The 11,845-nt window shown below is 61.7% G+C and carries 6 protein-coding genes; all 6 read left to right on the forward strand.

Annotated features, from left to right (window positions below):
• Positions 1 to 304 precede the first annotated feature (304 nt).
• The 6 genes from AK829_RS10850 to AK829_RS10875 are packed head-to-tail and all read left to right on the forward strand — an operon-like array spanning position 305 to position 11,802.
• Entirely contained in the window at positions 305 to 2,233 is a 1,929-nt protein-coding gene (locus AK829_RS10850; RefSeq protein WP_052205837.1) for an alpha/beta hydrolase-fold protein, read from the forward strand.
• Positions 2,230 to 2,733: a DUF732 domain-containing protein gene (locus AK829_RS10855; RefSeq protein ID WP_052205838.1), complete on the forward strand. Its 504-nt coding sequence runs from the start codon at positions 2,230 to 2,232 to the stop codon at positions 2,731 to 2,733. The genes AK829_RS10850 and AK829_RS10855 overlap by 4 nt, the downstream gene beginning before the upstream one ends.
• An 8-nt stretch (positions 2,734 to 2,741) precedes the next feature.
• On the forward strand, positions 2,742 to 3,689 hold the full coding sequence (locus AK829_RS10860; RefSeq protein ID WP_052205839.1) for a cutinase family protein: 948 nt from the start codon (positions 2,742 to 2,744) through the stop codon (positions 3,687 to 3,689).
• Positions 3,690 to 3,719: 30 nt separating this feature from the next.
• Positions 3,720 to 5,504, forward strand: coding sequence for a FadD32-like long-chain-fatty-acid--AMP ligase (locus AK829_RS10865; protein ID WP_052205840.1), 1,785 nt, complete (start codon positions 3,720 to 3,722; stop codon positions 5,502 to 5,504).
• A gap of 14 nt (positions 5,505 to 5,518) precedes the next feature.
• A complete protein-coding gene (gene pks13, locus AK829_RS10870) occupies positions 5,519 to 10,264 on the forward strand; it encodes a polyketide synthase Pks13 (protein ID WP_052205841.1) in 4,746 nt (1,581 codons plus the stop codon).
• Complete coding sequence (locus AK829_RS10875; protein ID WP_052205842.1) at positions 10,261 to 11,802, forward strand: acyl-CoA carboxylase subunit beta; 1,542 nt, start codon at positions 10,261 to 10,263, stop codon at positions 11,800 to 11,802. The genes pks13 and AK829_RS10875 overlap by 4 nt, the downstream gene beginning before the upstream one ends.
• Positions 11,803 to 11,845: the final 43 nt, after the last annotated feature.

Genomic DNA, 11,845 nt, shown 5'->3' on the forward strand with positions numbered 1-11,845 from the left:
CTGTCAAGCAATGCAACTATCCCCGGTTTGGCAACATGCTGCCGCAATTGAAAAAGGTCCCCCACTGGTCATGGCCGGTGGGGCCAGAGCACGGTGGGGCCAGAGCACGGTGGGGCCAGAGCATGGTGGGGTCAGAGCCTGGCGGGACCCAAGGCTAAAGCCAAAGTCGGGCCAAGGCACCAAAATTCACAAACGCAACACAAAATAACAAGAAACATCACCAGTCTCCGGCGTGTCACCGCCCTCAAGTCTCAAGTGAAACTTAACCTTTGGGGGACTGACCCCTGACGAGAGGCTGATTCCCATGCGCGACTTCCGCACCCGCCGTATCTTCGCAGCCCTTGCTGCAACGGCCGTAGTTACCCCGCTGATGATGGCGCCGAATGCGGCGGCGCAGTCTTCGGACCTGTCCAGCGCCATTGGTTCTTCCAACGGCATCAGTGACGGACTGCGTCCGTCGGACCCGTTGCCGCGCACCCCGATTGAGGTTGACAAGAACCCGCAGATCCCGAATCTGCCGGAGGGTGTGTCGGTGGATCGTATTGAGTGGTTGACGCAGCGTCGTGTAGCAGTGTTCATTAAGTCCGCTGCTATGCCGGAGCAGCTGATGCAGGTGCAGATCCTGCTGGCGCGTGACTGGCACTCCAACCCGGGCGCGAAGTTCCCTGAGGTGTGGGCGCTGGACGGCCTGCGCGCCCGTGATGATGAGAACGGTTGGACCATTGAGACCAACATTGAGCAGTTTTACGCTGACAAGAACGTCAACGTGATCCTGCCGGTGGGTGGTGAGTCTTCGTTCTACGCGGACTGGCTGGAGCCGAACAACGGCAAGAACTACAAGTGGGAGACCTTCCTGACCAAGGAGCTGGTCCCGATTCTGAACAATGAGTTCCGCTCCAACCACAAGCGCGCTGTGGTGGGCATTTCTATGGGCGGTACTGCTGCGGTGAACTTGGCGGAGCGTAACCCGCACTTGTTCGACTTCGTTGGATCTTTCTCTGGCTACTTGGATACCACGACCACTGGTATGCCGGCTGCGATCAAGGCTGCGCAGATGGACGCTGGTGGCTACAACACGGACGCGATGTGGGGCCCGGCGGGCTCGCAGGCGTGGGTGGACCACGATCCGAAGCTGGGCATTGAGGCTCTTGAGGGCAAGGTTGTCTACGTTTCGGCTGGCTCGGGCCGTGATGACTTCGGTTCCGCGGAGTCAGTGGCTAAGGGCGCGGCAAACCCGGCGGGTAAGGGTCTTGAGGTTATTTCCCGCCTGTCTACGCAGACGTTTGTGGACTACGCCAACCGCACCAACGTCAAGCCGGTCGTGAAGTTCCGTCCGTCGGGTGTGCACTCGTGGGAGTACTGGCAGTTCGAGATGGCGCAGGCGTGGCCGTACATTGCGAATGCGTTGAACTTGCCGGAGGGTGATCGCGGTGCGCAGTGTGCGCCGATTGGTGCGATTGCTGAGGCGACCCAGTCCGGTGTCATCGGTAATTGTGTGAATGATGAGTACGTGGTGGCGGAGCATGGTCGTGCGCAGGACTTCCGTGGTGGTACGGCGTTCTGGTCGCCGGAGACCGGCGCGCATGCGCTGTTCGGTGCGATTTTGGCCAAGTACAACGGCTTGGGCGGCGCCACGGGTTGGTTGGGCTTCCCAACCACGGGTGAGCTGAAGACGCCGGACGGCAAGGGACGTTTCGTGCACTTCCAGAACGGTTCGATCTACTGGACGGCCGAGACTGGCGCGTACGCAATCCCTGGTGACATGTTCAAGGCTTGGGGTGAGAAGGGCTACGAGACTTCCACGTTGGGCTACCCGGTGGCTGAGGCAACCAAGGTTGGCGAGGGCTACGTGCAGAAGTTCCAGGGCGGTTTCCTGACCCGCAACCCGGACGGCAAGAACTTCCTGGTCTTTGGCAAGATCGGCGAGAAGTACGGCGAGATGGGTGCTGCTACCAGCGCGCTTGGTTTCCCAACTGGCAATGAGATTGCCATCAAGGGTGGTTTCTTCCAGCAGTTTGAGAAGGGCAACATTTACTGGAGCCCGCAGTCTGGTGGACACGCCATTTTCTACGGTGACATTTTCAACGAGTGGGGCAAGCGCGGCTACGAGCAGGGTGAGCTGGGCTGGCCGACTTCGGATATGAAGGAGATCCCGGCTGGCGGCCTGACCATTGATTTCCAGCACGGTTCGCTGGATCAGGTCAATGGTGTAGTGATTGCGAGGAAGCGATGAGAGCTTTTCGCTTAACGACGCTCACGTGCACCCTCATCCTCGCCCTCCCGCTGGCCGCCTGCGGCGGCTCGGCGACGGTGTCGAAAACTGACGAGACCGTGACCCCAACCGCGCCAGTGACCAGCACCGAATCAAGTGCTGCTACTTCTGTGACGGGAACTGCGACGGAAACTGCACGTGCCACGAGCACGGTGAATCCGGCGCCGGCGCCGTCGGCGGGGCCCGTCGATAAGCCTGCAAGCGCTATTGAGACTTTGCCTGAGCAGGCAAGCCATTTCTCCGCGGAGGAACAGGCTTATCTGGATTACTTAAGCGAAAACGGGCTCAACTTTGCGGGGGTTGAGGATCAACTCACAGCTACGGGGCATAACGTTTGCGCAGATGATTTGATCACTCGCGACGCGGTGGCCGGCCAGCTGGTTGAGCAGCGACGTACGGATATGACTCCGGATGCGCTTGGCCAGCTGATTGAGGACGCCGCTCGCGCTAACCTCTGCTAGGAGCGCCCATGCGCAAATCGCGCAATGTGTTTACTGTTGCCGCCGTCCTTGTTGTGCTGGCGGTGATTGCCCTTGGAATTTTCCAGTGGCAGAAGCCGGGTGACGTGCCGTCGTCAGGCGAAGGCCCGGATACCGATACGAGCGAAACGACGCAGGCCGCACCGCCTGAGCCCGAGTGGTGCCCAGCGGTGGAGTTTGTTTCCGTGCCGGGGACCTGGGAGTCGGCGGCGGATGATGATCCGTTTAACCCGCAGGCGAACCCGGCGAGCTTCATGCTCTCTATTACGCAGCCGCTGCAGGAACGCTACGACATTGGGCATGTGCGCGTGTTCACCGTGCCGTACACGGCGCAGTTTAGGAACATTCAGACGGACCATGGGCGCCGAGAGATGTCTTATGACGAGTCCCGCGCAGAAGGCCTGGCCAAGCTAAACGGTGAGCTGAGCTTTGTGGCGGAGCAATGCCCGAGCACCAAGTTCATCATCGCGGGCTTCTCGCAGGGCGCGGTGATTGTGGGCGATGCCGCGGATGCCATTGGTACGCGTACCGGCGCGATTGAACCGGAGCGTCTGCTGGGTGCTGTGATGATTGCAGATGGGCGCCGTGAGAATGGCGTGGGTGTGAACCCTGGCGTGGATCTTGCTGGTCAGGGTGCGGAAATTACGATGCAGCCGCTGCAGGCTGTGGTGAACCTGGCTACGCCGGGTGCAACCATGACGGGTCCACGTGAGGGCAAGTTTGGTGAGGTTGCGGACAGGGCGTTTGAGATCTGCGCGCCGAACGACACGGTGTGTGACGCACCGTTCGCTGTGGGTAACGCGATTGACCGTGCGGCCGATTTATTGCTTGCAAACGGTAACCATGCGCTTTATGCGTCCAATCCGGATGTAATTCCGGGTACAACCGTGCCGCAGTGGACGCTCGCGTGGGCGACGTCTACGATAGATACTTTGTAGTACAAAACTATCTCGCGTTTAAGGAGTCCTATGGATATCAGCAGCATCATCCAACGCTTCCTCGATGACAAGGGCCAGGTGAGCATCCCGCCGGGATTCACGCTGCCAGCCATGACCGAAATGCTGTACCAAGCAGGCGAAAAAGATAACGTCAACGTTCGCTTCTGGGACTACTCGCAAAACCCTGATGGTGAAGATGTTGCCTACACTCGCCGCGAGGCAAACACGCGCATCAAGGCAGTTGCTGCCCGTCTGATGCAGGTGGGCCAGCCGGGAGACCGCGTGGCCATCCTGGCAAGCAACTCGCCGGAGTATATTTTCGCGTTCATGGGCGTGCTCTACGCCGGCCAGGTGCCGATCCCGCTGTATGACCCGAATGAGCCGGGCCATGAGCAGCACCTGAAGGCTGTGCTGCATGACTCGCACGCGCAGACGGTGCTGACCAACAAGCAGGGAGCGCCTGCGGTGCGTGAGTACTTCTCCGTGCTGCCGGCCGCGGAGCGCCCACGCGTGATCACTGTGGATGCGTTGCCGGATACGCTCGCTGAGTCCTTCCAACCACCGGCAGTAGACCCGGCAACCGCACTGGACACCGCACACAACACGGCGTTTCTGCAGTACACCTCTGGCTCCACCAGGAACCCGGCGGGTGTGATGCTGACCAATGAGTCCATTGTTACCAACGTCATCCAGATCTACACCTCAGTGCAGGTCAAGGAGCCGATGCGCATCGTGTCTTGGCTGCCAATGCACCATGACATGGGCATCATCCTGGCAACGCTGGCCATGGTGCTGGGCAATGAGTTTGAGATCTTCAGCCCGCGCGACTTCATCCAGCGCCCGCAGCGTTGGATGGACCGCCTGGACCGCCGCGCCGAGGATCCGGAAGACATGCACATCTACACGGTGGCGCCGAACTTCGCGCTTGAGCTCGCGGCACGTTACGCAGGCGAGAAGGACTATGACTTCTCCCAGGTTGAGGCTGTGATCTGTGGCTCTGAGCCGGTGACCAAGACCAGCGTTGATGCCTTCTTGGACACCTTCACCCCGAAGGGCCTGGACCGCAAGGCGCTGCGTCCTTCCTACGGTCTGGCGGAGGCTACCTTGATTGTGTCTACCCCGCAGACGGATGAGCGTCCGAAGTTCACCTACTTTGACCGTGAGGCGCTGGCGCAGGGCCGTGCGGAGGAGTCCGCAGACGGCGTGCCGTTCGCGTCCAACGGGCAGCCGGTGCCGCTGATGAAGTTTGCCATTGTGGACACGGAGAGCCGCAATGAGCTGACGGAAGGCAACGTGGGCGAGATCTGGATCCACGGCGCGAACGTGGCCAAGGGCTACCAGGACCGTGATGAGGAAACCGCGGAGACCTTCGGCAACACCATCGGTGAGACGCTGCAGGAGAACCTGCCGAAGGACGGCTGGCTCAACACCGGTGACCTGGGCGTGCTCCTGAACGGACACCTCTACATCACTGGCCGCGTGAAGGACCTGGTGGTTGTGGCTGGCCGTAACCACTACCCGCAGGACATTGAGGCCACCGTGCAGGAGGCCAGCGAGCACGTGCGTCCGGATTCCGTCGCGGCGTTCGCCGTGCCGGGTGAGGACGTGGAGCGTCTGATCCTTTTGGTAGAGCGCGCTGACACGGCTTCCGAGGATGGCGACGCTGCCGCAGAGGATGCGATCCGTCTCGCGGTGACCACTAAGCACGGTATTGCGCCGTCTGTTATTGAGTTCTATCCCCCGAATGGCATTGCGCGTTCCTCTTCTGGCAAGATCGCTCGCCGCGTAAACGCTAAGAAATTCATGGAGCGGTAATAAGGTCTGTGTGTATGACTGAACACGAATTGATCCAATGGCTCGAGCAGTGGGTAAAGAAAACAACGGGGGAGGATACCGTTGACCCCGTCAAGCCGCTTGAGTCCTACGGACTTTCGTCTCGGGACGCTGTCATCTTGTCCGGTGAGCTGGAGACCCTCCTAGGCCGCCGCCTGGACCCGACGATTGCGTACCAATACCCCACGATCGCGGAGCTTGCGCGTGCGTTGACGGTGGTGCCGGAAAGGGCGTCACGTGGCCGCAAGCAAGCAAACATAAGCTCCCCCGCGGAGCGCGACATTGCGATTGTGGGTGCGGCCGGCCGATTCCCGGGCGCTGCCAACACGAGCGAGTTTTGGCAGTTGCTTATCGACGGTCGCGTGAGCACCTCCCCACTGCCCCCCGGGCGCTGGAGCGAGTACTCAGGCGATGCGTACCTGAAAACCAAGATGGCGGAGGAATCCACCGACGGCGGGTACTTGGACGACATCGCCAGCTTTGACAACGAGTTCTTCGGGCTGTCGCCGCTGGAGGCGCAGCACATGGACCCGCAGCAGCGCATCATGCTGGAAACCGCATGGGAGGCGCTGGAGGATGCGCACATTCCGGCCGACAGCCTGCGCGGCACGCCGGTTGGTGTGTTCGTGGGTTCCAGCGCGAATGATTACGGGATGTTGATGGGTGCGGACCCGGCGCAGGCACACCCCTATGCGCTGACCGGTGCGTCCAGTGCGATTATCCCGAACCGCATTTCTTATGCTTTCGACTTCCGTGGGCCCAGCATGAACGTGGACACCGCGTGCTCGTCTTCGCTGGTGTCTACCCACCACGCGGTGCGCGCGCTGCGTGAGCACGAGTGCGATGTGGCGCTGGCTGGTGGCGTGAACGTGCTGGCCAACCCGTTTGCGTCGTTGATGTTCTCTGAGCTCGGCGTGATTTCGCCGACCGGTTCGATCAAGGCGTTTTCTGATGACGCAGACGGTATCGTGCGCTCCGAAGCCGCAGGTTTTGTGGTGCTCAAGCGCGTGGCGGACGCGATTGCGGACGGTGACAATATCATCGCCGTGATCAAGGGCTCCGCCACCAACTCGGACGGCCACTCCAACGGCCTGACCGCGCCGAACCCGGATGCGCAGGTGGACGTGCTGGAGCGCGCCTACCTGGACGCGGACATTGACCCGGCTGACGTGGACCTGGTTGAGGCCCACGGCACCGGCACCATCCTGGGTGACCCGATTGAGGCGACGGCTTTGGGCCGCGTTTTGGGACGCGACCGCACGGCTGCTAACCCGGTGCTGTTGGGGTCTGCGAAGTCCAACATCGGCCACTCCGAATCCGCCGCGGGTGTGGTGGCGCTGATCAAGGTGCTGGAGGCGTTCAAGCACGACACGATTCCGGCAACCGCCAACTTCAACGGCCCGAACCGCTACGTGGACTTTGACGCTGAGCACATTGAGGTGGTGGCTGATCCGCGCGAGTGGCCTTGCTACTCCGGCCGCAGGATTGCTGGCGTGTCCGGCTTCGGCTTCGGCGGCACCAACGCACACGTGGTGGTCACGGACTTTGATCCGGCGGACTACGAAGACGACCCGGCTGTTTCTGGTGCTTCCGGTACTTCCGGTACTGCAAGCACCGGCTTTGCTGGCCTAGACGTGGCCGCGTTGCCGGTGTCCGGCATGCTGCCGAGCCGCAGGAAGGCTGCAGCAGCAACGCTGGCTGATTTCTTGGAAGGCCGCCCGGATAGTGATCTGATTCCGGTCGCGCGCTCGTTGGCCAAGCGAAACCACGGCCGTTCCTCCGCAGTGGTTACCGCTAGCACGGTGGATGAGGCGGTGAGCCGCCTGCGCCTGATTGCTGAGGGCAAGGGCGCAGGTATCGCCGTTGCGGATTCCCCGGAGCCTGTGGGGCCGGTGTTTGTGTACTCCGGTTTTGGCTCGCAGCACCGCAAAATGGCAAAGCGTTTGATGGAGGCCAGCGAGCTGTTTGCCACCCGCATGCGTGAGCTGGATGAGGTGGTGAAGTTCGAATCCGGCTGGTCCATGGTCGAGCTGATTGATAACGACGCGCAGACGTACGACACCCAAACCGGCCAAGTCACCATCACCGCCATCCAGATCGCCCAGACGGATCTGCTGGCAAGCATGGGGATCCGCCCGGCTGGTGTGATGGGCATGTCCATGGGTGAGATTGCCGCTGCGTATGCCGCAGGTGGCATCACTGATACGGATGCGATGATGATTGCCTGCCAGCGTGCCCGCCTGATGGGTGAGGGCGAAGCGCTGATCGCCGGCACTGATCAGGAAGGAGCGATGGCTGTGGTGGAGCTGGCCGCGGACCAGCTCGCCGACATCGAGGGCGTAGAGCCCGCCGTGTACGCGGGCCCGGGCATGACCACGGTTGGTGGCCCGAGCAAGGCCGTCGACGCCCTGGTGGAGAAGCTCACTGCTGAGGAGAAGTTCGCCCGCAAGCTCAACGTGCGCGGCGCGGGACACACCTCCATGTTGGATTCCATCATGGGTGATCTCGCCGGCCAGATTGCTGGCATTCACGCCCGCCCGATCACGGTGCCGCTGTTTTCCTCTGTGGACCAGGGGGTGACCTACGCGGTTGGCTCTGTGGTGCACACGGATGAGTACTTCCTGCGCATGACGCGCCAGCCGGTGTACTTCCAGGACGCCACCCAGGCGGCGTTTGATGCAGGGCATTCCACGCTGGTGGAGATCACCCCGAACCCGGTTGCGTTGATGGGCATGATGAACACCGCGTTTGCCGCGGGCAAGCCGGATGCGCAGCTGCTGTTTACCACCAAGCGCAAGCTGGATGAGGCCGAGACCCTCCTGGATCTCGCCGCCAAGCTGTACGTGCAGGGCCAGAAGGTCGACTTCACTGGTTTCTACGGTGAGGGCAAGCGTATCGACGCCCCGCGGACCACCTTCCAGCGCAACCACCTGTGGACTACGTCGCGTCCGCAGTCGGGCGCGGCTTCCGTGAAGCTGCCGAATGGTGTGACGGCGTTCTCTGCGCCTGCGGATTCGGTGTTCAGCCCGTACCAGCTCATTGAGTCCGCTGCGGCGGAGGTGCTTCCGGGCTCGCGCGTGGTTGCCACCGAGGAGCATGGGTACCTGCCCGCGGACGGTGACGTGACCACCATGGTCACCACCACCCTTGGCGGTGCGAGCATCCGCGTGTACGACGGTGACACGCTGATTGCGGAAGGTTTTGCCACCACCCTGGGCACGGGCGCGGCACCACTGGCCGGTGTCACCGAGGTCGCGGCTTCCGACGCAGACGCCGTTTCCACCTCTGTGTCTGGCTCCGATGACGCCGACGGCATCGAGGCGTTCCGCTGGAACCCGGCAGAGGAGACGGTGGAGGAGCGCCTGCGCGCCATAGTGTCTGATTCCATGGGCTTTGAGGCAGAGGATCTGCCGGATGAGTTGCCGCTGATTGACCTTGGCCTGGATTCGCTCATGGGCATGCGCATTAAGAACCGCATTGAGAATGACTTCCAGATTCCTCCGCTGCAGGTGCAGGCGCTTCGCGACGCTTCTGTGGCCGACGTCATTGCCATGGTCGAGGACGCCGTTGCTGGTAGGGCGGAGGCACCTGAGGCTGATGCTGAGCCTGCGCCAGCTGAGCCTGCCGCAGAGAAACCGGACGCAGAGAAACCAGCTGCTGGCGGTGCTGGCGGTGCTGGTGTTGGTGTGGCGCCGCGTGATGCGTCGGAACGCATGGTGTTTGGCACCTGGGCGAAGTACGCGGGCGCGGCCGCAGCTGGTGTGACCAGCCCGCTACCGCAGATCACCAACGATCAGGCGCAAGAGATTGCCGCGCATCTGACGGAGCGTTCCGGCATTGAGGTCAGCGCCCAGGACGTGCTGGACGCGGAGACCCTGGAGCCGTTGGCCAACAAGGTGCGTGAGGGGCTTGAGACCCCAGTGGATGGCAACATTCGCGTGTTCCGCGACGGTTCGCCGGATAAGAATCCGGTGTTTGTGTTCCACCCGGCCGGTGGTTCGAGCTCCGTGTATGCGCCGCTTGCGCGACGCTTGGGCGATGACGTGCCGGTGTATGGCGTTGAGCGCAGAGAAGGATCGATCGAAGAGCGCGCGGCAGAGTACGTGCGTGACATCGAGCGCATCGCGGGTGAGCGGAAGGTGATCCTGGCCGGCTGGTCCTTCGGCGGCGCGTTGGCGTACGAGGTTGCACACCAGCTGGGCAACGAGCGTATTGATTTCATTGCGCTGCTGGACACCACGCAACCGTCGGTGCCGATCCCGCGCACGATGGAGGAAACCAAGGCACGTTGGGGCCGCTACGCCGAGTTTGCCAAGGAGACCTACGGCCTGGACTTCGAGGTGCCGTATGAGCTGCTGGAAACCGCAGGCGAAGAGGCGCTGATGGAGATGCTGCGGGAGTTCCTGGCCAACACGGACGCTTCCGAGCACGGTCTGGCCTCCGGTGTGCTGGAACACCAGCGGGCGTCGTTTGTGGATAACCAGATCCTGAACCACCTCGACTTCACCCGCTGGGCGGATGTGACAGTGCCGGTGCTGTTGTTCCGTGCGGAACGGATGCATGACGGTGCGATCCGGTTGGAGCCCAATTACGCCCACATTGATGAGGACGGCGGCTGGGGCAAAATCGTCCAGGATTTGACCATCGTGCACTTGCCGGGTGACCATCTAGCGGTAGTGGATGAGCCAGCGGTAGGCATCGTTGGCAAGCACATGAACGATTGGATCGAAGGCAAGCGATGACAACCGCTGAAAAACTCGCCGATTTGCGCGAGCGCCTAGACAAGGCGCAGGACCCGGGCTCTGAGCGCTCCCGCAAGAAGCGCGATGATGCTGGGATTACTACGCCGCGCCAACGCATTGCGGCGCTTTTGGACGAAGGCTCCTTCGTCGAGATCGGCGCCCTGGCCCGCACCCCAGGCGATGAAAACGCGGTGTATTCCGACGGTGTTGTGACGGGCTACGGGCGTATCGACGGCCGCCCGGTAGCCATCTACGCCCACGACAAGACCGTCTACGGCGGTTCCGTCGGCGTGACCTTTGGCCGCAAGGTGGTCGAAGTGATGGAGTTTGCCATCAAGATCGGCTGCCCAGTGATTGGCATCCAGGATTCTGGTGGCGCGCGTATTCAGGACGCTGTGACGTCTCTGGCCATGTATTCGGAGATTGCGCGCCGTCAGTTGCCGCTGTCTGGCCGGTGCCCGCAGATCTCCATCATGCTGGGCAAGTCCGCCGGTGGCGCGGTGTATGCGCCGGTGACCACGGACTTTGTCATCGCTGTGGATGGGCAGACGGAGATGTACGTCACCGGCCCGAACGTGATCCGTGAGGTCACGGGCGAGGACATCACGTCCGCTGAGCTGGGTGGCGCGCGCCAGCAGGAGCAGGCCGGCAACATTTCTGCCGTTGTGGATTCGGAGGAAGAGGCCTTCGATTTCGTGCGTGACCTGCTAGATCACCTGCCTACTTCCGCGTTTGATGCGGTGCCAACCTTCCCGGCGCCCGCGGACGATGAGCTGGATGATGCGCACCTCAACGAGTTTCTGCCGGATGACACCAACGCTGGCTACGACATGATGGACCTTCTGGTCCAGCTTGGTGATGATGAAGAGCTCGTTGAAATCCAATCGAACTACGCAGAGAACCTCATTTGTGCCTTCGGGCGTATTGACGGCAAACCCGTCGGCTTCGTAGCCAACAACCCGATGTACCTCGCGGGGTGTATCGACGCGGATGCCGCCGATAAGGGCGCGCGTTTTATCCGTACGTGCGACGCCTACAACATCCCCATCGTTTACGTCGTTGATACGCCTGGCTACATGCCGGGCGTGGAGCAGGAGCGTCAAGGCCTGATTCACCGCGGCGCGAAGTTCGCGTTCGCTGGTGTGGAGGCAACCGTGCCGAAGGTGACGCTGATTGTGCGCAAGGCCTACGGCGGCGCGTATGCGGTGATGGGCTCGAAGAACCTGTCGGGCGATTTGAACCTGGCGTGGCCGACGGCGCAGATCGCTGTAATGGGCGCGGCCGCTGCAGCGATTACATTGCAGGGCAAGCAACTCAATGCGATTGAGGACCCGGAGCAGCGCGAGGCAATGAAGAAGATGTTCATGGACTTCTACGACGAGAACATGACCTCTCCGTATGTTGCCGCTGAGCGTGGTTTCATCGATTCAATGATCGAGCCGTCTGAGACTCGCCTTGCTTTGCGGCGTGCCCTGCGCCAACTGGCAACCAAGCAGGAGTTCGACCTGCCTAAGAAGCACACAATTGCACCCCTGTAACAACTGGAGAAACCCAGTAAGAAAGGTTTTCATATGCTTTCCA

It is taken from the genome of Corynebacterium riegelii (assembly GCF_001263755.1).
GTDB classification, from domain to species: domain Bacteria; phylum Actinomycetota; class Actinomycetes; order Mycobacteriales; family Mycobacteriaceae; genus Corynebacterium; species Corynebacterium riegelii.

Excerpts from the sequence above, each read along its gene's own strand:
- AK829_RS10860 (WP_052205839.1), top strand. The coding sequence starts at position 2,742 with ATGCGCAAATCGCGCAATGTGTTTACTGTTGCCGCCGTCCTTGTTGTG.
- AK829_RS10850 (WP_052205837.1), top strand. The coding sequence starts at position 305 with ATGCGCGACTTCCGCACCCGCCGTATCTTCGCAGCCCTTGCTGCAACG.
- AK829_RS10875 (WP_052205842.1), top strand. The coding sequence starts at position 10,261 with ATGACAACCGCTGAAAAACTCGCCGATTTGCGCGAGCGCCTAGACAAG.
- AK829_RS10855 (WP_052205838.1), top strand. The coding sequence starts at position 2,230 with ATGAGAGCTTTTCGCTTAACGACGCTCACGTGCACCCTCATCCTCGCC.
- AK829_RS10865 (WP_052205840.1), top strand. The coding sequence starts at position 3,720 with ATGGATATCAGCAGCATCATCCAACGCTTCCTCGATGACAAGGGCCAG.
- pks13 (WP_052205841.1), top strand. The coding sequence starts at position 5,519 with ATGACTGAACACGAATTGATCCAATGGCTCGAGCAGTGGGTAAAGAAA.